A 23184-nucleotide genomic window follows, 5' to 3' on the forward strand; every position below is an offset into this window, starting at 1 on the left:
CAATTCTTCAATTCTTCAATTCTTCAATTCTTCAATTCTTCAATTCTTCAATTCTTCAATAGTGATTTTGGCTTTTCTACTATTTTTTAGCAAGCTATTTTTTAAAAGTATTAAACAAAAAGAGCTACCGATCTAGGTAGCCCTTCAAAACATTTTTTTCTATTATATCTTACAATATTTATCTTTATACATCTCTTCATCAGCCAAATGTATAACCTCTTCCAATGTAATTTGCATATTTGAATTATATTGATATACTCCATGACTTACTGTTATATCATAAGGTTTGTGGTTTGAATTATTTATATTTTTAAACTTAAGATTTATATCTGTCCATATCTTTTCAACTTCTTCTGAGGATTTATCTATAAAGGCAATTATAAATTCATCTCCACCAAATCTAAAGAGAATATCATCTTTGTTTATTTCACTTTTCAATACTTTACAAACTGTAGATATGTAATAATCCCCTTCTGAATGTCCATAATTATCATTTACATACTTTAACTTATTTATATCTATAAAGCATATGGTTAATTCCAAAAATTCTTTTGAATCTGATGTAAGTTTTTTCTGTAATATCTCCATCCCTGTTCTTCTATTGTATACTCCGGTTAAAACGTCTGTGGCTGCATTTTTTATTAATTCAGCTTCCATCTTTTTTAGTTCTGTTATGTCAGTCATTCCGCAGAGAATACATTTTTCTCCTCTATAGTTAATAACCTCATAATTAGCAATAACCCATTTACTTAAACCATCTTTGGTTTTATGTTCTAATATGTAATTATATATATTACCTTCATTTTCTAACCTTTTTATAATATTATTTCTCTCTTCATTGTTAGAATAGAGGTCTTCTTCAGTTAAACTTTTACTTTCTTCTAAAGATATAGCATAAAATTCTAGTATTTTTTTATTAACTTTTATGATTTTTCCATCCTTAAATCTTTCTATAATTAATGGATAAGGATTTATTTCAAATAATTTTTCTAAGTTACTTTTATTGTAATAATCATCTTTTCTGAATCTATATGAAATAACTACTAATATGTAAGTCATTATGACCATAATAGTTGAATTAATTTCTTTTGTTGCCAATTCATATTTATCTTGCACAATTAAACTTAAACCTACTATAAATATAGCGTGATTTATAAAAAAAGTACAAAACATAAATATTGGTTCCAAAGGAAGCGCTGCTGCAACAAGGAGACAAACTATAATATATGAATCTATATTCCCTGTAAGATATTGACTATTTAAAGATGATAACATCCCAACCAATAAAGTTGAAATTAAGTATATTTTAATAACAAAAGATATATGTTTATCCTTAACATTCCTATTCTTTTTTAAATAAAATTCATAAATACCTAAATATAAAAAACACCCTAAAATTATTATAAAATGCATAACTCTAAGATTTCTAAGATAATATGTACCCTCCAGCTCTTTAAAGGTTACAAAATCTATATAGACATAATAAGCACTCAAAATAATTATAGCTATACATACAAATTTTATTCTAAGTAAAATCAAGTTGTTATTTTCTTTTTCAAATTCCTTATTGACTCTATTTTTATTTTCATCTAAGTTATAGTCAATATTTCTTATATTGTAGCTAAAAAAACTCTTTATCCATTCCATAAAATCAATCCTATCTATCCAAGTAACTAGATTATAACATAGTACTATATTATTAGTAATATCCTATAATCCATTAAAAAAATCTTATATTTCTAGGATATATTGTAAATCAGCTAGTTTACATATATAATATTATTATAGTACTATTTATTATCTTATGGAGGCTCGATTGTTTATATGAACATTTTAAAAGAAATTTTTAAAAAATTGTCCATTATAGAAGGCTTTTATGATTATATAAGAATTGTTGACCCCATAAATAAATTAGTCTTTGATTCAGATTCATTGGAATACTCTAATATACCTTGCTACAAGCATTTTGAAAATGAATCTCCATGCAAAAATTGTGTTTGCAGCAAAGCTCTTACTAACAATAATCTTTTCGCGAAATTAGAGAATAAAGGTAAAGAGGTTTTACTTATACTATCATGTCCAATAAATATAGATGATAGCATTTATATTGTGGAAATATTTAAAAGTTTAAATAGAGATATGTCTAATAAATTGCCTAACTTTAAAAGTATAGTGGATAAACTAAATGATACAACTGTTAATGGAATCTTTGGTAATAATAACTCGCTTTAATACAACTATGCATACCCATGGAGGTGTATATGGATATGGATAAAATAGAAAAAAATCTATTTGAGCTAGATAAGTATATATCAGAAGTTAGAGATACCCTTAACGAAATTAGCGTTACTTGCGATGAGGAAGCTCCTCGCCTTCAGTTAAGTCAATACTTAGATGAGCTTATAGTAGAATATATGAAATTAAAAATGAATAAGATAGAAAAATAAACAAGCTGGATTTTCATCCAGCTTTTTTGGGTTTTATTATATTAAATTTATATCCCTATGCTTTTTTAAAACAAAAAATCCAACAGAATAATTCTGCTGGACATATATGGCAGGGGCAGTAGGATTTGAACCCACAACCAATGGTTTTGGAGACCACTACTCTACCGTTGAGCCATACCCCTAAGACACAATAGTTATAATATCATAATCCTAATTTATTTGCAAGATATTTATTAAATATTTTTTCATTCTAGCTTTTTAGTGCCTAAAGTTAGGTTTAAACTTTTAAACAGCTCATCTATAGCCTCTTCTAAAGTATGAACATAATCCTTATCTTCACTATAATACTTCACTTTTATTAAGTGAACATTGTTTAACTCTAGAGTTTCTCTATATTTATCAATTTGTTTATCATCACTATATAACACTATCTTATTATGAGCTTTAGATTTTATAAGCTTATCTATCTTATTATTATCTAATGCTTGTACTTTACTGTTTATATATTTACTAAAATACTCTAATGAATAGTCAGCATAATAGAAGTCTGTACTTTCTAAATTCTTAAGTACAGTTAGCTTATCTAGGTATGCTTCTTCAAAGCCCTTTATAACATCATTATAATTAGTCTCATAGTATTCTTTATTGTTAGGATCATAAGCTTGAAGCTCATTTTTAATATTAAATAAAGCTATCTTATAGTTTTCAAAGTCCATCCAATAATATGGATTTTCATTTCCACCTTCGACAGTTAATACCTTAGTCCCTCTTGAAATATCTACAACTGATACCTTATCTTTTTTTAATTCTGATATTAAATCAGTAGCCCAAGGTTCAAAATTTTTGCCTGTATATATAAATAAATCCATATTGGAAATATTGTTTATCACATCTTCATCAAAAGTAAAGCTTTTTATTTCTTCTTGGTCTTTCGCCAAATATTCTACGTTATGTTTATCTTTAACCAGCTCATTAACCATTAAATACACTGACTTATTAGATGTCATTATATTAAAAAAAGGTTCTCTAAGCTTAGTAGACTCATTTGCTTTACTAGATAAAGTCATCTTTGGATATATGGATAAAACTATAAATGCTATAAGATTTATAATTAACATCCCAAAGGTAATCTTTTTCATAATTTTCCTCCGACTTATTTACTTACATTTCTTATTGTATTACATAGTATTATTATATTCAAAGGATATTCCTAACATTTAATAAATTCTTAATTATTTCACTCTTTACTTCTTTTCTTTTTTTACGAAGTTGGATAGAATAGTAAGAAGATACTTTAAAGAAAAGGAGTTTACTTATGGAATTTATTGTTGATTCTGTAGAAAAAACTATGCACATTGGCTATATGCTAGGTGAATTAGCTAAGGCTGGTGATGTATTTTGTTTAACTGGAGATTTAGGAACGGGTAAGACCCATATTTCTAAAGGATTTGCTAAGGGTCTAGGTATATCTGAGCATATTACTTCCCCAACCTTTACAATTGTTAATGAATATAATAGCGGACGACTTCCGCTTTACCACTTTGATGTTTATAGAGTAAATGATTCTGATGAAATTATGGCTATAGGTTTTGATGAATATATTTTTGGTAATGGTGTGAGTCTAATTGAATGGGCTAACTACATAGAGGATATCCTTCCAGAAAATTTTGTCCACATAAGCATTAAAAAACTTCCACACTTAGGAGATGAATATAGAAAAATATCTATCAGACCTTATGGGGAAGATTATTCGTACATAAAGGAGTTAAAACTATGAATATATTAAGTGTAGATTCTTCAACAGCTGTTGCAACTGTTGCACTTTTAAATGAAAATGGAGTTTTGGGTGAATATAATTTAAATTATCAAAAGCAACATTCAGTATTACTTTTACCTATGATTGAAACTTTACTTAAAAATAATAATTTAAAGATAAAGGATATAGATGGTTTTGTTATTTCTGAAGGTCCGGGTTCCTTTACTGGACTTAGAATAGGTCTTGCTACCATAAAAGGTATGTCATTAGGTATAAATAAGCCTTTTGTTTCTATTTCAAACCTAGATGGCTTAGCTTATAACGTATTTAACTTTACTGGTATTATATGCCCTGTTATGGATGCTTTAAGGGGTAATGTCTATACAGCTTTATATAAAAATATAGATGGTAAGCTTACAAGGCTTTCTGATTACCTTATTATTTCTCTTAAAGAACTTTCTGAAATATTAAATGAATATAATGAACAGGTTCTTTTTATAGGTGATGGAACAATAAAATATAAGGTGGAGCTTAAGGATTTAAAAAAGGAAGCGGTTTTCCCTCCTCTTCATCTTAATTACACAAGGGCTTCTTCTTTAGGAGAATTAGGTCTTGCTAGACTTTTAAATGGTGAAAAAGATGATATTAATAATTCAATACCTCTTTATTTAAGGAAATCCCAAGCTGAAAGAGAGTATGAAAGGAAATTAGGATTAGAGTAATGGATGAATTTAATTCTAAACAATTCACAATTGTAGACATGACTTCTGAACATCTTGTTGATATATGTGAGATTTCTATTTTTTCATTTCCCATTCCTTGGAGCTATGATTCTTTTAAGAGAGAGCTAAAAAATAAATTAGCCTCTTATTTAGTTGTTATTATGGACAACAGAGTAATAGCTTATGGAGGTATATGGGTGATATTAGAAGAAGCTCATATTACTAATATAGCGGTTCATCCAGATTATAGATGTAAAGGTATAGGTGAAACTTTATTAAATGCGCTTTTAGATAAGGCTTATGCTAGAGGTGCAAAAGAAATAACTTTAGAGGTAAGAGTATCTAATCTTCCTGCTCAGTGGTTATACAAAAAATTAGGTTTTTCTGAAGAAGGAATTAGAAAAAACTACTATGAAGATAATAAAGAAGATGCTCTTATAATGTGGAAAAGATAAATGTCCTAATAAAAAAACCCCGGAATATCCGAGGTTTTTTTATTTTTAATCTAATATTTTACTGTTCTTATAGACTGTCTGTTTATTACTGCAATCACTGGTTTATATAGTAATACTGTTGCAGTTGATGAAATAGCTCCTTTTAAAATGTTAAATGGTACTGTTGCTACTGCAATAAAACTTCCTATGCTTCCACCTAAATCAACTTTAAAAACATTAACATACATAGGTAGTAATACAAAGTAGTTTAATAATACTGCCATTACAGTCATTGCTAATACTGATGAAACTAAACCTATTATTGCTGTCTTGAAAGTTCTATTTCTATTATATATAAATCCTGCTACAAACACCCAAGTAGCTCCTATAGCAAAGTTCGCAAACTCTCCAATAAACATTGAAGATGATCCTTTAATTAAGGTATAAAGAATATTTTTAATAAGTTCTATAACTATACCTGCTACTGGTCCTAGAGAAAAAGCTCCTATTAAAGCTGGAATATCAGATACATCAATTTTCAAAAATGGTGGAAAAAATGGTAGTGGAAAATCAAAATACATTAGTACAAAAGCTATTCCTGATAATAGTGCAATCCTAATTTGTTTGTTTAATCTTGAATCGTTCATTTATAATACGCCTCCTAAAGATATATCTTCCTGGGCAATATTAGGATAATAAAAAATAACAAAAACCCTGAATCATAAGATTCAGGGCATAATAACTAAGTAATCCTAATTACTACCTTCTTTCATCCAGACTATACTGTCGGCCTCGGAGTTTCACCGAATCATGCTAAAAAACTTAGCTCGCGGGCTATACCGCCGGTGGGGAATTACGCCCCGCCCTGAAGATAATTTAATTTTTTTCTTCTTGTCTTTATTATATATCCAAGTTTTGTTTTTGACAAGATATTTTTTATTCTTGTGAAACATCCTTCATGGACAGGGATATTCTTTTTCTTTTTTCATCAACCTCTAGAATCTTAACTTTAATTATATCTCCTAATTTAACTATGTCTAGGGGGTGATTTACTCTTCTATTAGCCATTTGAGATTTATGAACTAATCCATCTTGGTGAACTCCTATATCTACAAAAGCTCCAAAGTCTGATACATTTCTAACAGTTCCCATTAATTCCATTCCAGGTTTTAAATCTTTTAAATCAATTACTCCTGATTTAAATATTGGCTTTGGAAGTTCTTCTCTTGGATCTCTTCCTGGTTTCTTAAGTTCTCCTACTATATCTTTTAATGTAGGTTCTCCTACATTAAGTCTTGCTGCAAGTTCTTTTATTCCTATTTCTTGAACTCTTCCTTCAATATCTGTTAAAGAAGCTTTTTTAAGTTCACCTTTCGAATATCCTAATTCTTTTATAAGATTGTTAGCTGTTACGTATGACTCTGGATGTACAGCTGTATTATCTAGAGGCTCGCTGCTTTCCATTACCCTTAAGAACCCTGCACACTGCTCATATGCTTTTTGTCCTAATCTTTTAACCTTTAAAAGTTCTTTTCTATTTTTAAATTTTCCATTTTCTTCTCTATATGCTACTATATTAGCTGCAATAGAGGTATTTATTCCTGATATATAGCTAAGTAAAGATGGTGTAGCAACATTTAAGTCTACCCCTACCTTATTTACACAATCTTCTACTACCCCTTTTAGAGATTCATCAAGTTTTTTAACTGCCACATCATGTTGGTATTGACCTACTCCAATAGATTTTGTATCTATCTTAACAAGTTCAGCTAGAGGGTCTTGAAGTCTTCTTCCTATTGATATGGCACCTCTTATTGTTACATCTAAATCAGGGTATTCCTTTTGAGCAAGTTCTGACGCGGAATAAACTGATGCACCCGCTTCTGAAACTATGCAGTAATATACATCTCTGCCTGTTTCTTTTTTGATTTCAGTAATCATTTCTGCAAGCACTTCTTCTGATTCTCTAGATGCTGTACCATTTCCTAATGATATTACGTCAACGCCATATTTATTTATTAACTCTTTTAAAACCTTTATAGTTCCTTTTATATCCTTTTTAGGTACTGTTGGATAAACTGTAGCCTTCTCTAAAAATTTACCAGTATCATCTAAAACAGCTACTTTACATCCTGTTCTAAAACCTGGGTCATATCCCATAACTACTTTTCCTTTTATAGGGGATTGCATAAGTAAGGATTTAAGATTTTCATTAAATATTCTTATAGCTCCCTCTTCACCCTTTTCTGTTAACTCGCTTCTTATTTCTCTTTCAATAGAAGGATATATAAGTCTTTTTAAGGAATCTTTTATGGCTTCTTCTAAATACTTATCTGTTTCACTATTACCTTTAAGTATTCTATTTTTTAGATAAGTAATTATTTTTTCTTCATTAGCTACTACTTTTACATTTAATATTTTCTCTTTTTCTCCTCTATTTATAGCTAATATTCTATGTGAAGGTAAAAATCTTACAGGCTCTGAATAGTCATAATACATTTCATAAGGAGTTGGTTCTTCTGAACCCCCTTTTGTTTCAAGTACACCCTCTTTAAATAAGAATTCTCTAAGCCATTTTCTATAATCCGCATTGTCCGAAATTTGTTCTGCTACTATATCCATAGCCCCTGCTAATGCTTCTTCTTCATTTAAAACAGCCTTCTCTTCATCAACAAACTCTTTAGCCTTATCTAGTAGATTCCCCTTAAATTCACCTGTGAATATAAGGTCAGCTAATGGCTTTAGCCCTTTTTCTAGAGCTATTGTTGCCCTAGTTCTTTTCTTAGGCTTAAATGGCCTATATATATCTTCAACTTCTGATTGAGTTTCTGCTTTTAATACTTTTCCTTTTATTTCTTCAGTTAAATTTCCTGTTTCTTCTATAATTCTTATTACATTTTCTTTTCTTTCATTAAGATTCCTTAAATAAGTTAATCTTTCAGAAAATTTTCTTAAAACTTCATCCGTTAACCCACCAGTAACTTCTTTTCTATATCTAGCTATAAAAGGTACAGTGTTTCCTCCATCTATTAGCTCTATTACACTTTCTACCTGCTTTAAACTTATATTTAATTCTTTACTTAATACATCATTAATGTTATTCATTTTCTCCTCCTAAAAATTTACTCCATATATTATTATAATAATAATCCTCATATAATCAAGTTTCCCCTTGTCATAGATTTTGCTTAAATATCATATGTATTTATATAGTTTTTACATAAGGGGTTTAATATGAAAAAATATATTTTGGCTTTTATAAGTCTCCTTTTCTTAACATTATTTTCAATCTCACTCTATTTTAAACTTACATACAAACCTTTTGATACTGATAATGTATTAAATAATATAAAAGAGCTCTCTTCTTCTACATACGAAGGAAGGCTTGCTGGAAGTGAGGGAAATATTAAAACCTCAGAATATATAATAAATGAACTTAGGAATAGTTCTATCAATAGCTATAATGATGATTATAGAGAAATGTTTAAAGTTAAGGCACCTAAGCTCATAAATGGTTCACCAAGTTTAATCCTTAAATCCCCAGGTGGAAATGTATATAAAGAGTTTAAATATGGTGTAGATTTTAAAGAGGATTTATTGAATTTTAAGGAAAATACCTTCTCATTTGGTGAAAAATTTAGGGATAGTAAATTATATATTTTTACTCAAAGTATAGTAATCCAAAATTCACAAGGTTCCTTTATGTTATATGTTTCTGACAATTCTAGTGATTTTAGAAGTTCATTTTTATATAACTCTCCTTGCAGCATGTATATTTCTATCACTAAAGAGGTGTACGATGAAATCTTAGATAAACTTGGAGAGGATTATACTTTAGATTGCTTCATACCTATGGAAGTTGTTGATACAAATATACCAAATATAGTTGGAAAAATTAAAGGAAGAGATTCTACTTTGCCTCCTCTTATATTATCTGCTCACTTTGATCACTTAGGAATTGATTTAGGTGGAAACCTATATTCAGGTGCTTTAGATAACGCCTCAGGAATTTCTTTTTTATTAGAATTATCTAAAAATCTTGCTTCTTTACCTAAACCTGATAGAGATATAATTATTTTAGCCTTAAACGGAGAGGAATTTGGTTTACTAGGTTCTCAAGATTTCTCTACAAACAATTTAGATTCTATTAAGGACTCCAAATTAATAAACTTTGATATGGTGGCTTCAACTAAGGATACTTCTTTATCAATTTTTTCAGGTAAATATGTGCGTAATTCTGAACTTATAGAAGACTTATCAAATATTTTAGAAAATGATAAAATCTACTATGTTAAAAAATTTGAAGATGTTTCAGATCATGCCCCTTTTAACTCTTTAGGTATAGATGGAGTTACTTTAGGCTTTGAGGATTATTCTAACATTCATACTCCTAATGATACTTATGAATACACTAGTTCACATGGGATTAATTTAACCTATGATCTTGTATATAAATATATACTATCTACTTATTATGGTGGTTTTACTTTAACAATTTATGACTCCAGACTTTTCTACGGATCTTTAGGGGGATTTTTGATTTTTTCATGCTTATCTCTATATTTAATTTATAAAGATTTAAAAACTAAGAAGTTAAATAAATAACTACAGGAAGAAGTACTACTAAAAACAACTTTTAAACATTAGTGGTACTTCTTTTATTTATAGATTTTGATAACTGTCGATTTTTGTCTGCAAGGATTCTGTACAGATACTTCAACCGCATAGGACATTGTTGGAACAAAAAGTTGGTGGAGATATTTAGGACAATTGATAATTTAGACTTATATTTAGTGATTTAATATAAGTTTAAAAGGTAATAATTCAAAGGAACAATCTTTTTAAGGAGATGAATTCTTTGAACCATGATAAAATTTTAGAGATAATTAATAAATATTTTTATAACAAATCTATTGAAATAAAAGAAGAATATATATATTCGAAGAAAGATATTAAAAATGCTGAAAATGTATTTAAAGTAGAAGTTAATAAAGATTGTCCTGTTTGTAAAAATAGCGAGAACGTAATTAAATATGGCAAAAGTAAGAAAGGAATACAGAGGTATAGATGCAAAAAGTGTTGTAAGAACTTTTCAGATATAACCAGCTCCCCATTAAGTTACAGCAAAAAACCAATAGATATGTGGATTAAGTACATGTTCTGTATAAAGGAAAAGCTTACGCTTAGGAAAATAGCAGAAATTCTAAATATTGACTTAAAAACTTCCTTTCACTGGAGGCATAAGATTTTAAGTGTTATTGGTACTAAGATAATGAATAAAAAGCTTTTTAATATAGAAGTAGAGGAAATTAGACTAAAGGAGAGTTTTAAAGGAAATCATAGTATTAACAAGAAATTCTCAATAACCAGACTAGATAAGGAAAGCTATATGTTGAATGGGCAAATTCTTAAAAGGGAAAATATAATAATACTAAACTGTAAAGATATAGAAGATAATAAGTTTATAAAGCCGTCTAGTAAATCATTTGTTAATAGAGAAATTCTACATACAATTTTAAAACCAATTATTGATGAAAAAAGCCGCTATATAGCTACTCCAAGAAACTGGACATATTTTCATTTTGCAAAGGACAATAATATGAAAGTTATTATAGATGGTTCAATGGGTTTTAATACAAAATATTTTGAAAAGCTTGTAATTTTAAATACATGTGGTATGCATAACAAGGAAATTATAAAAAGAGGCAGAGAATTCAAGAAATTTCTTAAGAGTTTTCATAATGTAGCAAGTAAATACTTAAGTTTTTATATTAATTGGTTTGTTATAACTTTGGAGGAAACTAATATATCCCTTGGGCTTCTGAAAAAATTTATTACAGGGAAGAAGCAGCTAAGGGCAGAAGATTTTAAAATTGTGAATTATAGAGGAGATATTTTCAGAGATGCAAACTTCTGTGATGAGACTGTTTGTGAGTTTTAACAACTGTACAAATTTTACCAACTTTTATTTCCAACAATGTTACAAGAAGTTGAAGTAAGTATATAAAATCCCATCATACATAAAACGACAAAGAATAGCTAATTAACATGCTATTCACAATGATACAAGAAAAGGACATCATGAGTAACTATTAACATAGCTATCACAATGTCCTTCTCTTACATTTCTATCACTATATAACCTTACCAGGGTTTAGAATATTGCTTGGATCAAAGGCTTTCTTTATGCCTTTCATGATAATTAAGTTTTCTTCTGGTACAGCTTTTTTAAGATATGGTCTCTTAGCTAAACCTATACCATGTTCTCCTGAAACTTGTCCTTTTAATTCTCTTCCTTTTGCATACATATCTTCCATTACTTCAAGAAGTTTTTTATTCCAAGTTTCTTCATCTAAAGCATCTTTTAAGATGTAAATGTGTAAGTTACCATCTCCAGCATGCCCAAAACTTCTTATTCTTATTTCGTGTTTTTCTTCTAATTGATGTGTATATTTAATAAATTCTGCAACCTTATTTCTTGGAACTACAACGTCAACTTCATCCATTTCAGTTGTTGATGCTTTTATTGCTTCAAGGAAAGCTCCTCTAGCTGACCAAATAGATTCTTGTCTCTCTTCTGTATCTGATATAAGTACATCTAAAGCTCCATTTTCTAAACAAATATTAGCTACTTTTTCATAACTTGCTTCTATTTCTTCTTTGGAATTACCATCGAAGGTTAATAAAATATATGCATCTGATTGTGAATCAGGGAATTTCTTTCCTAAAAACTCTTCTGCTGCTACTATTGCAGCTCTTTGCATGAACTCTATAGCTGTTGGTATAGTTTTCGATTTTATTATTTTAGGCACAGTTTCAATTGCTCTATCTAAATCTGGGAATGGAATAAGTAGTGATATAGCCTTCTTAGGTAATGGTAATAACTTAAGTATAGCTTTTGTTACTATTCCTAGTGTTCCTTCTGCTCCTATAATTAGATCTTTAAGGGCATAACCAGAACTATTTTTAACTACTTTTCCTCCAAGATTTGTTACTTCTCCATTTGGAAGAACAACTTCTAAACCCCTAACAAAGTCTCTTGTAACACCGTATTTAACTGCTCTCATACCACCTGCATTTGTGCTTATATTACCACCTATTGTAGCTGTTTTTTCACCTGGATCTGGTGGGTAGAATAAGTCAAATTCCTCAACATATTTACCTATCTCCATAAGAAGTACACCTGGTTCTAATGTTAATGTTAGGTTTTCTTCATCTATTTCAAGAATTTTATTCATTCTTGATAAATCAATTACTATTCCGCCGTATATTGGAACAGCGGCTCCAACTAGCCCAGTTCCTGAACCTCTAGGAGTAACTACAATATTATTATCATAAGCGTATTTCATAACCTTTGATACATCTTCAGTACATGCAGCTTGAACTACCAAATCAGGCATTTTTTTAACTGCTCCAAGCTCATCATGAGAATAGTCTTCTCCTATTGCTTCTTTATATAAAACTCTTTCATCGTCATTAATCAATGCTTTTATTGCTTCATAATCATTCAATTCAATATTTTTATATTCCATGATATTAAGCCTCCTTTGATAACTTTATATTCTCAATTAATTGTGGTATTATTTCGTACATATCTCCTACTATTCCATAGTGAGCAACTTGGAATATTGGAGCTTTTTCATCCTTATTTATTGAGAATATAACATCTGATTTATTCATTCCTGCTGTAAACTGAACTGCTCCAGAAACTCCTAAGGTTATGATTAGTTTTGGTCTAACTGTTCTTCCACTTAAACCTACTTGTCTCTTAGCATCTGCCCATCCTGACTCTATAAGAGGTCTTGTAACAGCAACTTCCCCACCTAATAGTTTTGCTAGTTCTTCTATCATAGCTAAGTCTTTTTCTGTTTTAACCCCTCTACCAGCTACTACTAGAACCTCAGCATCAGATATTCCAGTTTCAGCTTCCTTCTTAAATACTTCTAATACCTCTATATTAGAAGCTAATTTTTCATCTTCTATAGTACATCTTATGATTTGTCCATTTACATCTTCACTTCTCTCAGGCGCTAACATAACCTTATATCTAACAGTTGCAAGCTGTGGTCTAGAATTAGGTGTAATAATTTGAGCCATAATGTTTCCGCCAAAGGCTGGTCTTATTTGAACTAAATCAGTATTTTCCTTTATATCTAGTACTGTACAATCTGCTGTTAGTCCTGTTCTAAATCTAGCTGCAATTCTAGGAGCTAAACTTCTACCTACAGTAGTTGCACCTACTAATATAGCTGTTGGTTTTACTTTATTTATAAAATCTTCAAAAGCAGCTGTATAAGGTTCAATTCTAAATTCTTTTAACTTCTCACTATCATATACATAAACTTTGTCTACTCCATAATGAAGTAATTCTTCAGCTTTATCCTCTATATCATGTCCTACAAATACACAATAAACTTCTTGATTAACTTTAGCTGCAAGCTCTCTTGCTTTACCTATAAGTTCCAAAGTTACAGGATGTATATCTCCTTCTACATGGTCAACATATACTCCTACTCCCTTCCATAAACTCTTATCTACTGAAGGTTTCTTTTCTCCTTCTACATATTCAAATGCACCTTCTGGACCTTTTCTTACACAAAGTCTACACATTTTGCAACTTGCATTTATTTCTATATTATCATTTACTATATCCATTGCTCCAAAAGGACATAATTTTATTGCTTCACCTTTATTATCAATTTTTTCGTTATGAACTACTAACTTTGCCATAATATTTTCCCTCCTATATAAATCTTAATTCCTTAAGAGTGTGTGACATCTTTTCAACTATTTTTTCACCATCTTCTTTCCACATTTCTCTATGACTATTTACTTCTGGTGGAAAAATTCTTTCAACTTGAGTTGGTGATCCATTAAGTCCATATTTCATTTCATCTTTATCTTCAAAATCATTTAAAGATATCATTCTAATTTCTCTATTTTTTGTTGCCATTTTCTTTTTAAAGGAAGGTAATCTTGGCTGATTTATATCCTTTTCTACTGTTATTAAGCAAGGGAACTTTATTTCTGCAACTTCAATTGTGTTTGGCATATCCATTTCTACAACTAAGGCATTGTCTTTAGTTTCTTTTATATTTCTTACGTTAGATATATGAGGTATATTTAGATACTCTGCCATTTCAGGTCCAACTTGAGCTGTATCTCCGTCTGTAGTTTGTTTACCACAAAGGATTAAGTCAAAGTCACCTAATTTTCTTACTCCTTGAGAAATTGTATAAGATGTTGCTAAAACATCAGCTCCTGCAAATTTTCTATCTGATATTATTGTCCCCTCATCTGCTCCCATAGAATAAGCTTCCATTATTACATCTTTAGCTTGAGGAGGTCCCATAGTAATAACTTTTATTGTACCACCTAACTTTTCCTTAAGTCTTACGGCTGTTTCTAAGGCATATAAGTCATAAGGATTCATCTTTGTGTCTATTCCATCTCTTTTTAAAACTCCAGTAACAGGATCTACTTCTACCTTTGATGTTCCTGGCACTTGTTTAATACAAACAACTATATTCATTATATAACTCCTCCATTTACTAATATATTTATAATAGGTTTTACCCTAGATTCATCAAACTCCTAATAGCCCTCTTCCAAAGAAAACTATTATTCCTAGTATTATTACATATACTAAACAAAACTTTAGTGTTGTATTTAATATAGTTCCTTCTTTACCACTTAATCCAGTAGCTGCTGTTGCTACTGCTATGCTTTGTGGCGATATCATCTTTCCTGCTGTTGCTCCTACTGTATTAGCTGCTGCAAGCCAATAAGGACTTAAACCTAATCCATTTGCTGCTTCTACCTGAAGCCCTCCAAATAAAACGTTTGCAGATGTATCAGAACCTGTTACAAAAGTTCCTAATGCACCTATTATTGGAGATATTATTGGATAGAATGGACCTGTAACTGCAACTAAAACTACAGCTATAGATTTAATCATTCCGCTATACTGCATTACCTTAGCTAGTGCTACGATAGCTAATATAGTTATAAATGATTTGCTCATTTGTTTTATAGTTTGTCCTAAAACTTTTGTAATTCCTCCAAATGATAATCCTTGAATAAATCCAGCTATATAAGTAGCTATGATAATTAAAGTTCCTGGTGCTGAAAGCCATTGGAAAGTGTATGCTTTTCCGCCTTCACCTGTATACAAATGTACAGATGTTTTTATAGATGCTAATGGTCCATTTATTGCTGGTATTAAAGGTGAAGTTACTAATATAAATGTAAACACTAATATAAATGGTAACCACGCCATAATTCCTTCTTTTAAAGTAACTTTTTCTGCATCTTCTTTTGCTTTATCTTTATGGAACATTTTTGCCCAAAGAATTGTTACTCCCATAGAAACAACTGATCCTAAAATAGCTGGCAATTCAGCTCCTAAGTATTTAGCTATGAATATTTGTGGTAATGCAAATGATAATCCTGATATTAATGAAATTCCTAATACTCCTTTTATTGCCTTAACACTTTTTCCTGTTATCATAACAAGTGCTATAGGCACAACCACAATAAGTACAAATAATTGCAATGAAACTGTGTATGATAGAGGTGCTACATCTATTCCTGTAACATTTGCTAATGTTGATACAGGTAGTCCAATAGCTCCAAATGCTGTGGGCGTAGTATTTGCCATAAGGCATATTACTGCAGCAAATATTGGTTCAAAGCCTAAGGCAACCATTATACTTGCTGGTATAGCAACTGCTGTTCCAAATCCAGCTATTGCCTCTAAGAATCCTCCAAACCCCCAAGCAAGTATTAAAACTAAAATTCTCTTATCTGTTGTAATACCTGTCATCATTTTTTTAATTGTTTCCATTCCGCCTGTATGAAGGGTTAAATTGTAGGTAAATACAGCTGCAATGATTACTATCATTATGGGCCATAATCCCATGGCAAAACCTTCTAAAGTTGCTCCTAATGCATGTGGTACTGAAACTTTCCAAACTAAAACTGCTAAAAATATTGTTATAACTAAAGCTACAGGGATTGCTTTGTATCCTGGTATTTTCAATACACCTAATGATACCATTAGCCAAATTATCGGCAAAAGCGCCAACACAAATAACAAATAACTATTCATTTTTTCTCCCCCTTTCGATATTGGTATCACCAATATTAAAATTGGTATTACCAATATCTCTATTTACATTGTAAACATTTTCTTAACGGAATGAAAGCTAAATCTAAAAAAAAACAAGCCTATTTAATATTTTTATTAAATAGGCTTGTTTTTTTAGGATATGCTATCAATAGTTGCAAAAAATATAGTTTATTTTTAAATATACTTAAAATTTATTGTTAAAATTATAACTATTTTTCCTATAATTACATCTTAACTGCTTTTTTTATGAGTTCATAATGTTTATTCATAACATCAACTATCTCTTCTTCACTTCTATTTCTAAGTGCTAAATATATACCTTCATGTATTTCCATAAGTTCATCATTGCTTTTAAACAGATTAATTATCTGACTTCTATATTCTTTTATAGATGCTTCTATCAATACGGATATAACATTCAACACATTTATTATTAATTTATTTCCACTTATAGTTGCTACTAAGCTATGTAATTCTTTATCTAATACACTATTCCTTTCTTCATCATCAGTTTCTTTCATCTCACTTATAATTGCACCTAATTTATCTAATTCATAGTCTTTTACATTTTTTACAGCAAGCTTACAACATTCCATTTCTAAAATTTCTCTTAAATTAAATATATCCTTAGGACTACTTTCTTGAAGCATAAACATAACTGATAATGGCTCAAATAAAGACTTTTCAAAATCATTTTTTATATAGTTTCCAGCCCCTTGCCTGCTTTCTATAAGTCCTATAACCTCTAATGCTCTTATAGCTTCTCTTACAGATGTTCTTGATACTTTTAAATTCTCTGCAAGTTCTCTTTCCGTTGGAAGTTTGTCTCCTGTTTTTAATTCTTTTCTGAATACTTTATCTTTTATATAATCAATAACTATTTTATATGCTTTTGTATTTTTTACTTCCATCCTTTTTCCCTCATTTCATACTTTATATAATCTATTATATACTAAAAGGTGCTGGAAAAGATTAAAAATCCTTCAACACCTTTTAAGTATTTATTAATTTAATTTTCGCTTAATTGTGCCAAAAATGTGTTTATGAATTCCTGAATATCTCCATCCATTACACCATTTACATTTGAGGTTTCATAGTTTGTTCTATGATCCTTAACCATAGAATAAGGATGAAATACATAGGATCTTATTTGGCTTCCCCATCCCATATCCTTAAGCTCACCTGTTAAGTCTTCTATCTTATCTTTATGAGCTCTTTCTTTAAGTTCAACCAACTTAGCTTTAAGCATACTCATTGCAGTTTCTCTATTTTGTATCTGGCTTCGTTCATTTTGACATTGTACCACTACACCTGTAGGAATATGTGTTATTCTTACTGCCGAGTCTGTTGTATTAACATGCTGTCCACCTGCACCACTAGCTCTGTAAGTATCAATCTTTAAATCTACTGGATTTATTTCTATGTCTTGCTCTTTTGTAAGTTCTGGTAATATTTCTACTGAAGAAAATGAAGTTTGCCTTTTGCCATTAGCATTAAATGGTGATATTCTAACTAGTCTATGAATTCCTTTTTCTGCTTTTAAGTATCCGTAAGCATATTCTCCCTCAACTCTTAGAGTTACACTTTTTATTCCTGCTTCATCACCTTCTAAGTACTCTAGTGTTTGAAGTTTATATCCCATCTTATCACAATAACGTGTATACATTCTAAGGAGCATTTCTGTCCAATCATTTGCATCCGTTCCACCAACACCTGTATGAAGAGTTAATATAGCATTATTTCTATCATACTCTCCTGAAAGAAGTATTTGAATCTTGAGATTTTCTATTTCCTTAGATATCCCTTTAACTTCCCCTATTATCTCTTTAGGAGTTTCTTCATCATCCTCTTCTAACAGTTCAAATAATATCTCAACATCTTCAACTCTCGTATTTAAAGAACTAAAATAATCTAGTTTATCTTTTATTCTCTTAGCTTCTTGAGTTATTTCTCCTGCCTTATTAATATCCTCCCAAAAAGATGTTTCTTGCATTTTAAATTCTAGTTCTTCAAGCTTTTTCTTTAACCCACCTAGGTCAAAGTGAAGCCCCCATTTCTTTTAAATTTTCTTTTATTAGCTTTAGTCTGCTTATAGAATTTTCCAACTCTAATATCATAAAAAAATCACCACTTTCTTCATTTTTTTTGATAAAGGAAAAAATTCAGACATGCTGAATTTTTCCTAGATGTTGCTTTATATTATATAGAAGTTCTTCCATGACAGTTTTTATATTTTTTACCTGATCCACATGGACAAGGATCGTTTCTTCCTACTTTTTTATCTTTTTTTACTGGTTCTTGTTTAAGATCTTCTGGCTGTTCTCCATGAGATGCTCCAGTTTCTTTGATTACTCTTTCTCTTTCTGGTTTCTTTTCAACTCTAACATGGAATAATAACTTTATAGTTTCTACCTTTATGTTTTCTATCATTTCTTCAAACATTGCAGAACCCTCAAATTGATATGCTTGAGTTGGGTTTTGTTGTTTATATGCTCTAAGTCCTATACCTTGTTTTAGGTGATCCATACTATCTATATGATCCATCCACTTAGTATCAACTACTCTTAGAAGAACTACTCTTTCAATTTCTCTGATTTGCTCTTCACCAAATTCTAGTTCTTTGCCCTCATATATTTCTTTAGCTTTTTTAAGTATAGCTTCTTTTATTTCATCATTTGAAAGTTTAGCTAACTCATTTACCTCAAAGCTTCCATGTGGCAAGAATATTTCTTCTAAATAAGCAAGCAATTTCTTGATTTCTTCATCAATATTATCAGTTGCATTTTCTAAGTGAGCATCTACAGATCCATCTACAAGTTCTTTTAACATATCTTGAACTTGATCCTTAAGATTTTCACCTTCTAAAACTTCTGATCTTTGTTTGTAGATAACTTCTCTTTGCATATTCATAACATCATCATAGCCAAGTAAAGTTTTTCTTATATCAAAGTTATTTCCTTCAACTTTCTTTTGTGCATTTTCAATAGATTTTGAAACCATTTTACTCTCAATAGCTTCATCATCAGTAAATCCAAACTTCTCTATCATTGGCGTTATTTTTTCTGCACCAAATATTCTCATTAAGTCATCTTCTAATGAAATATAGAATCTTGATGATCCTGGATCTCCTTGTCTTCCTGCACGTCCTCTAAGCTGATTATCTATTCTTCTAGATTCATGTCTTTCAGTACCTATTATCTTTAATCCACCTACGTCTGTAACACCTTCTCCAAGTTTAATATCAGTACCTCTACCAGCCATATTAGTAGCTATTGTTACTGTACCTCTTTCACCTGCATGAGAAACTATTTCAGCTTCTTGCTCATGGTATTTAGCATTTAATACTCTATGAGGAATTCCTTTTCTCTTTAAAAGTTCAGATAAAACTTCTGATTTTTCTATACTTACTGTACCTACTAGAACAGGCTGACCTGTTTGATAAGTTTCTGTTATTTCTTCTACTACAGCTAAGAACTTACCTTTTTCTGTTTTATATACTACGTCTGGTAAATCTTGTCTTGCTATAGGCATATGTGTAGGTATTACAATAACGTCTAAGTTATATATTTCTCTGAATTCCAATTCTTCTGTTAAAGCTGTACCTGTCATACCTGATAATTTATCATACATTCTAAAGTAATTTTGGAAGGTAATAGTTGCTAAAGTTTTTGATTCTCTCTCAACTTTAACGCCTTCTTTTGCTTCTATAGCTTGGTGAAGACCATCTGAATATCTTCTTCCCTCCATAAGTCTTCCTGTAAATTCATCAACTATTATAACTTCGCCATCTTTAACCATGTAATCTTTATCTCTTTTCATTACATAATTAGCTTTAAGAGCTTGAGTTATGTAATGTTGAAGTTCTATATTAGCTGCATCTGCATAGTTATCAACTTTGAAAGCACCTTCAGCCATTTCAACACCTGCTTCTGTAAGCATTGCTGCATTAGCTTTTTCATCTATTGTAAAATGCTCTTCTTTATTTAATCTTTTTACAAAATAATCTGCTATTTTATAAAACTCTGTAGACTTTTCTCCTGCTCCAGAAATTATAAGCGGAGTTCTAGCTTCATCTATTAAAATTGAGTCAACTTCATCCACTATGGCAAAGTTTAATTTTCTTTGAACTCTTTCCTCTTTATAAATTACCATGTTATCTCTTAGGTAATCAAATCCATATTCATTATTTGTTCCATAAGTTATATCAGCTGCATAAGCAGTTCTTCTTTGATCATTGTTTAATCCATGAACTATTACACCAGTACTTAATCCTAAAAATTCATAAACCTTTCCCATCCAGTCTCTATCTCTTTTTGCTAGGTAGTCATTTACTGTTACAATATGAACCCCATTACCTGATAAAGCATTTAGATAAGCAGGAAGTGTAGCAACAAGAGTTTTACCTTCCCCTGTTTTCATCTCTGAAATTCTACCTTGGTGTAAAACTATACCACCAATTAATTGTTCTCTATAATGTTTCATTCCAAGTGTTCTAGAAGCTGCTTCTCTAACAACTGCAAAGGCTTCTGGAAGTATATGATCTAAAGATTCCCCATTTTGTACTCTTTCCTTAAACTCATCTGTTTTTCCTCTAAGTTCATCATCACTTAAAGCTTCCATAGCCGCTCCCAATGAATCTATCTTATCTACAATAGGTCTTATCCTTTTTACTTCTCTCTCACTATAATTTCCAAATAACTTATTTAGTAATCCCATTAATCGATCCTCGCAATCTATATTTTATTTACCGATACACTTTATAAATTATATCACTTATTTATTATAATAATCAACCAAAAACCTTTAAGTATAGTATTTTTAGAGGTTTTTGGTAAAAAAATAAAACCTCCTAATATAAGAAGGTCTTATTTTCTATTCTTTTTCTACTAAAACAACCCCTACGAGTCCTGGTCCACTATGAACTCCTGATACAGGGCTGATATCTCCACCATAATTAACAGAGCTTACATTATCTATTTTTTCAAATTGATCTATCATATATTTGCAATCCTCATCTGAGCAACCATTTAATACAATTATATCATGCTCTTTATCGTTAACAATCTCTTTAACTATATTAACCATTTTATTTAAGGATTGTTTTCTACCTCTTACCTTACTATGAGTGAAGTATCTTCCCTCATCATCCACAGCTACAATTGGCTTTAAATTCAATAAATCTCCTATGGTTCCGGATATTCTACCGATTCTTCCACCCTTTCTTAAATATTCTAATGTTCCAACTACAAAAAATAATTTAACCTTTTTCCTTAATTCAGGCAATATATTTTTTATATAATTGAAGTCTTTTCCTTGTTCTATAAGTTCTGCACATTTTTTTACAAGTATTCCTTCGCCCCAAGATATAGTCTTAGAATCATACACAAAAGATTCAATATTATCATGGTTTTCACTTACAAGTCTTAAAGCATTACTAATTCCAGATAATCCACTTGATAATGTTATAGCTATCGCATGGGTATATCCTTCCTTCTCTAACTCATCATATAGTTCTTCCATATCTTGAGCTAATGGTAATGAGGATGTCGGAATTTCTTTTTCAAAGTTATCATAAACTTCTTTCGGAGTAATTTCATATTTGTCTTTATACTCACGATCCTTATATATAATTCTAAAAGGTAGAATTTTTATATTGTACTTTTCTATAATATCTTGAGGCAAATCACTAGTTGTATCTGTTATTAATGCAATTTTCTCCATTGGTTTCCTCCTAAAATGTTTATGCTACAATTATATCATTATTGATAACCTTATCAATAGCTATATAGTTTTTTTTAGAAAAATAAAATATTTTTAGACATAAAAAAAAGAGCTTTTCAGCTCTTTTTAATACATTTCTGGTTCAATCAGACCATATTGTCCGTCTTTTCTCTTATATACAACATTCATATCGTTTGATTCAGAATCTTGGAATACAAAGAAGTTATGCCCTAAAAGTTCCATTTGTAGAATTGCTTCTTCAGTTGACATTGGTTTAACACTAAATCTTTTAGTTTTAACTACATTAAATTCTTCGTCATTATCATCATTTTCTGCTGCTACTTCACTAAATGATGCATATCTTAATGAATCAGCTCCATGATTTCTTCTAGAAAGCTTTGTTCTTTGTTTTCTTATTTGTCTTTCTAACTTTTCTTCTACTAAATCTATAGATTTATATAAATCATCTGTTGCTTCTTCTCCTCTTAATATAACTCCATTAAAAGGAATAGTAACTTCTATTATTTGTCTATTTTTTTGTACACTTAAGGTTGCCCTTGCCTCTACTTCTGGGTTAAAGTATTTTCCAAGCTTTGATATCTTTTTTTCTACTGTTTCCTTCAAGGCCTTTGTTAATTCAATATTTTTTGCTATTACAGTTACTTTCATAAAGTCAACCCCTTCCACCCTTAACTATTAATTAGTTAAGAACCTGTTTGTTATAAACATTTTACAGCTTATTCTACATAATTTCAACTCGTTTTTTCTGAATTTACAGAATATTAAGAGAGTTTTTCTTCTTCAATCTTCTTCATACTTAGTTATTCCCTATATTACATCTTTATGTATATGTTTTCATTGGCTTTTAAATTATAATTTATTATCAAAATGTATATTTAATATTTTTATATTTAAAAAATAAAAAAACAGTCTTAAAAGACTGCCATACCGCATGATATATTGTATTGAGACT

At 30.0% G+C, this 23184-nt stretch carries 20 protein-coding genes, 1 tRNA gene and 1 riboswitch; of the genes, 7 read left to right on the top strand and 14 right to left on the bottom strand.

All coding sequences use genetic code 11. The features are described 5' to 3' along the window. Nucleotides 1–162: 162 nt before the first annotated feature. Nucleotides 163–1647, bottom strand: coding sequence for a sensor domain-containing diguanylate cyclase (locus BUA92_RS20955; RefSeq protein WP_073022603.1), 1485 nt, complete (start codon nt 1645–1647; stop codon nt 163–165). A 177-nt stretch (nt 1648–1824) separates the two neighbouring features. Between BUA92_RS20955 and BUA92_RS20960 the strand changes: the two genes are divergently transcribed. Beyond that, on the top strand, nt 1825–2232 hold the full coding sequence (locus BUA92_RS20960; protein WP_073022604.1) for a hypothetical protein: 408 nt from the start codon (nt 1825–1827) through the stop codon (nt 2230–2232). A gap of 29 nt (nt 2233–2261) precedes the next feature. Next, nucleotides 2262–2447 carry a Spo0E family sporulation regulatory protein-aspartic acid phosphatase gene (locus BUA92_RS20965; RefSeq protein WP_021800516.1) on the top strand — a complete coding sequence of 62 codons (186 nt, stop codon included), beginning with the start codon at nt 2262–2264 and terminating at the stop codon, nt 2445–2447. Between the two features lie 107 nt (nt 2448–2554). Here the strand turns inward: BUA92_RS20965 and BUA92_RS20970 are convergent. After that, a tRNA-Trp gene (locus tag BUA92_RS20970) sits at nt 2555–2629 on the bottom strand. 63 nt (nt 2630–2692) lie between these two features. Further along, nucleotides 2693–3586, bottom strand: a complete 894-nt coding sequence (locus BUA92_RS20975; protein WP_073022605.1) for a metal ABC transporter substrate-binding protein — start codon at nt 3584–3586, stop codon at nt 2693–2695. Nucleotides 3587–3762: 176 nt separating this feature from the next. On the opposite strand from BUA92_RS20975, the gene tsaE reads away from it, so the two are divergent. The 3 genes from tsaE to rimI are packed head-to-tail and all read left to right on the top strand — an operon-like array spanning nt 3763 to nt 5380. After that, on the top strand, nt 3763–4224 hold the full coding sequence (gene tsaE, locus BUA92_RS20980; protein WP_073022606.1) for a tRNA (adenosine(37)-N6)-threonylcarbamoyltransferase complex ATPase subunit type 1 TsaE: 462 nt from the start codon (nt 3763–3765) through the stop codon (nt 4222–4224). Next, entirely contained in the window at nt 4221–4925 is a 705-nt protein-coding gene (gene tsaB, locus BUA92_RS20985; protein ID WP_073022607.1) for a tRNA (adenosine(37)-N6)-threonylcarbamoyltransferase complex dimerization subunit type 1 TsaB, read from the top strand. Before tsaE ends, tsaB begins: the two co-directional genes overlap by 4 nt. Next, nucleotides 4925–5380: a ribosomal protein S18-alanine N-acetyltransferase gene (gene rimI / locus BUA92_RS20990; protein WP_238906605.1), complete on the top strand. Its 456-nt coding sequence runs from the start codon at nt 4925–4927 to the stop codon at nt 5378–5380. The genes tsaB and rimI overlap by 1 nt, the downstream gene beginning before the upstream one ends. Before the next feature lie 50 nt (nt 5381–5430). Here the strand turns inward: rimI and BUA92_RS20995 are convergent, their stop codons facing one another. Next, nucleotides 5431–6006: an ECF transporter S component gene (locus tag BUA92_RS20995; protein WP_073022608.1), complete on the bottom strand. Its 576-nt coding sequence runs from the start codon at nt 6004–6006 to the stop codon at nt 5431–5433. A gap of 110 nt (nt 6007–6116) precedes the next feature. After that, nucleotides 6117–6236, bottom strand: a riboswitch (FMN riboswitch). Nucleotides 6237–6295: 59 nt separating this feature from the next. Continuing rightward, the gene (locus BUA92_RS21000; protein WP_073022609.1) at nt 6296–8464 is read right to left on the bottom strand and encodes a Tex family protein; all 2169 of its coding nucleotides are present in this window, start codon (nt 8462–8464) and stop codon (nt 6296–6298) included. 129 nt (nt 8465–8593) lie between these two features. Here BUA92_RS21000 and BUA92_RS21005 point away from each other — a divergent pair, with 129 nt between their 5' ends. Beyond that, nucleotides 8594–9964, top strand: coding sequence for a M28 family metallopeptidase (locus BUA92_RS21005; RefSeq protein WP_073022610.1), 1371 nt, complete (start codon nt 8594–8596; stop codon nt 9962–9964). 253 nt (nt 9965–10217) lie between these two features. After that, nucleotides 10218–11300: an IS1/IS1595 family N-terminal zinc-binding domain-containing protein gene (locus tag BUA92_RS21010; RefSeq protein ID WP_073022611.1), complete on the top strand. Its 1083-nt coding sequence runs from the start codon at nt 10218–10220 to the stop codon at nt 11298–11300. Between the two features lie 193 nt (nt 11301–11493). Here BUA92_RS21010 and BUA92_RS21015 read toward each other — a convergent pair whose 3' ends face one another. The 9 genes from BUA92_RS21015 to hpf all read right to left on the bottom strand — a co-directional run bounded on the left by BUA92_RS21015 (nt 11494) and on the right by hpf (nt 22880). After that, on the bottom strand, nt 11494–12891 hold the full coding sequence (locus BUA92_RS21015; RefSeq protein WP_073022612.1) for an FAD-binding oxidoreductase: 1398 nt from the start codon (nt 12889–12891) through the stop codon (nt 11494–11496). A 4-nt stretch (nt 12892–12895) separates the two neighbouring features. Continuing rightward, nucleotides 12896–14089 carry an electron transfer flavoprotein subunit alpha/FixB family protein gene (locus tag BUA92_RS21020; RefSeq protein ID WP_073022613.1) on the bottom strand — a complete coding sequence of 398 codons (1194 nt, stop codon included), beginning with the start codon at nt 14087–14089 and terminating at the stop codon, nt 12896–12898. A 13-nt stretch (nt 14090–14102) separates the two neighbouring features. Beyond that, nucleotides 14103–14891, bottom strand: coding sequence for an electron transfer flavoprotein subunit beta/FixA family protein (locus BUA92_RS21025; RefSeq protein WP_073022614.1), 789 nt, complete (start codon nt 14889–14891; stop codon nt 14103–14105). Between the two features lie 54 nt (nt 14892–14945). Continuing rightward, nucleotides 14946–16469 carry an L-lactate permease gene (locus BUA92_RS21030; RefSeq protein WP_073022615.1) on the bottom strand — a complete coding sequence of 508 codons (1524 nt, stop codon included), beginning with the start codon at nt 16467–16469 and terminating at the stop codon, nt 14946–14948. 245 nt (nt 16470–16714) lie between these two features. Beyond that, nucleotides 16715–17401 (bottom strand): FadR/GntR family transcriptional regulator, encoded by a 687-nt coding sequence (locus tag BUA92_RS21035; RefSeq protein WP_073022616.1) that lies wholly within the window; start codon nt 17399–17401, stop codon nt 16715–16717. Nucleotides 17402–17499: 98 nt separating this feature from the next. Further along, a protein-coding gene (gene prfB / locus BUA92_RS21040) for a peptide chain release factor 2 (RefSeq protein WP_207650369.1) occupies nt 17500–18607 on the bottom strand; the annotation gives its coding sequence in 2 pieces (ribosomal slippage) (nt 17500–18534 and nt 18536–18607; 1107 coding nt in all). 82 nt (nt 18608–18689) lie between these two features. Beyond that, nucleotides 18690–21206, bottom strand: a complete 2517-nt coding sequence (gene secA / locus BUA92_RS21045) for a preprotein translocase subunit SecA (protein ID WP_073022617.1) — start codon at nt 21204–21206, stop codon at nt 18690–18692. Nucleotides 21207–21362: 156 nt separating this feature from the next. Further along, on the bottom strand, nt 21363–22211 hold the full coding sequence (locus BUA92_RS21050) for a DegV family protein (RefSeq protein ID WP_073022618.1): 849 nt from the start codon (nt 22209–22211) through the stop codon (nt 21363–21365). A 126-nt stretch (nt 22212–22337) separates the two neighbouring features. Beyond that, nucleotides 22338–22880 carry a ribosome hibernation-promoting factor, HPF/YfiA family gene (gene hpf, locus BUA92_RS21055; protein WP_073022619.1) on the bottom strand — a complete coding sequence of 181 codons (543 nt, stop codon included), beginning with the start codon at nt 22878–22880 and terminating at the stop codon, nt 22338–22340. Between the last annotated feature and the right edge of the window lie 304 nt (nt 22881–23184).

The sequence above is a fragment of the Clostridium intestinale DSM 6191 genome, from assembly GCF_900130055.1.
GTDB classification, from domain to species: domain Bacteria; phylum Bacillota; class Clostridia; order Clostridiales; family Clostridiaceae; genus Clostridium_T; species Clostridium_T intestinale.

Bases quoted from the DNA above. Each gene is read 5' to 3' on its own strand.
- BUA92_RS20955 (WP_073022603.1), bottom strand. From the start codon at position 1,647: ATGGAATGGATAAAGAGTTTTTTTAGCTACAATATAAGAAATATTGAC.
- BUA92_RS20960 (WP_073022604.1), top strand. From the start codon at position 1,825: ATGAACATTTTAAAAGAAATTTTTAAAAAATTGTCCATTATAGAAGGC.
- BUA92_RS20965 (WP_021800516.1), top strand. From the start codon at position 2,262: ATGGATATGGATAAAATAGAAAAAAATCTATTTGAGCTAGATAAGTAT.
- BUA92_RS20975 (WP_073022605.1), bottom strand. From the start codon at position 3,586: ATGAAAAAGATTACCTTTGGGATGTTAATTATAAATCTTATAGCATTT.
- tsaE (WP_073022606.1), top strand. From the start codon at position 3,763: ATGGAATTTATTGTTGATTCTGTAGAAAAAACTATGCACATTGGCTAT.
- tsaB (WP_073022607.1), top strand. From the start codon at position 4,221: ATGAATATATTAAGTGTAGATTCTTCAACAGCTGTTGCAACTGTTGCA.
- rimI (WP_238906605.1), top strand. From the start codon at position 4,925: ATGGATGAATTTAATTCTAAACAATTCACAATTGTAGACATGACTTCT.
- BUA92_RS20995 (WP_073022608.1), bottom strand. From the start codon at position 6,006: ATGAACGATTCAAGATTAAACAAACAAATTAGGATTGCACTATTATCA.
- BUA92_RS21000 (WP_073022609.1), bottom strand. From the start codon at position 8,464: ATGAATAACATTAATGATGTATTAAGTAAAGAATTAAATATAAGTTTA.
- BUA92_RS21005 (WP_073022610.1), top strand. From the start codon at position 8,594: ATGAAAAAATATATTTTGGCTTTTATAAGTCTCCTTTTCTTAACATTA.
- BUA92_RS21015 (WP_073022612.1), bottom strand. From the start codon at position 12,891: ATGGAATATAAAAATATTGAATTGAATGATTATGAAGCAATAAAAGCA.
- BUA92_RS21020 (WP_073022613.1), bottom strand. From the start codon at position 14,089: ATGGCAAAGTTAGTAGTTCATAACGAAAAAATTGATAATAAAGGTGAA.
- BUA92_RS21025 (WP_073022614.1), bottom strand. From the start codon at position 14,891: ATGAATATAGTTGTTTGTATTAAACAAGTGCCAGGAACATCAAAGGTA.
- BUA92_RS21030 (WP_073022615.1), bottom strand. From the start codon at position 16,469: ATGAATAGTTATTTGTTATTTGTGTTGGCGCTTTTGCCGATAATTTGG.
- BUA92_RS21035 (WP_073022616.1), bottom strand. From the start codon at position 17,401: ATGGAAGTAAAAAATACAAAAGCATATAAAATAGTTATTGATTATATA.
- secA (WP_073022617.1), bottom strand. From the start codon at position 21,206: ATGGGATTACTAAATAAGTTATTTGGAAATTATAGTGAGAGAGAAGTA.
- BUA92_RS21050 (WP_073022618.1), bottom strand. From the start codon at position 22,211: ATGGAGAAAATTGCATTAATAACAGATACAACTAGTGATTTGCCTCAA.
- hpf (WP_073022619.1), bottom strand. From the start codon at position 22,880: ATGAAAGTAACTGTAATAGCAAAAAATATTGAATTAACAAAGGCCTTG.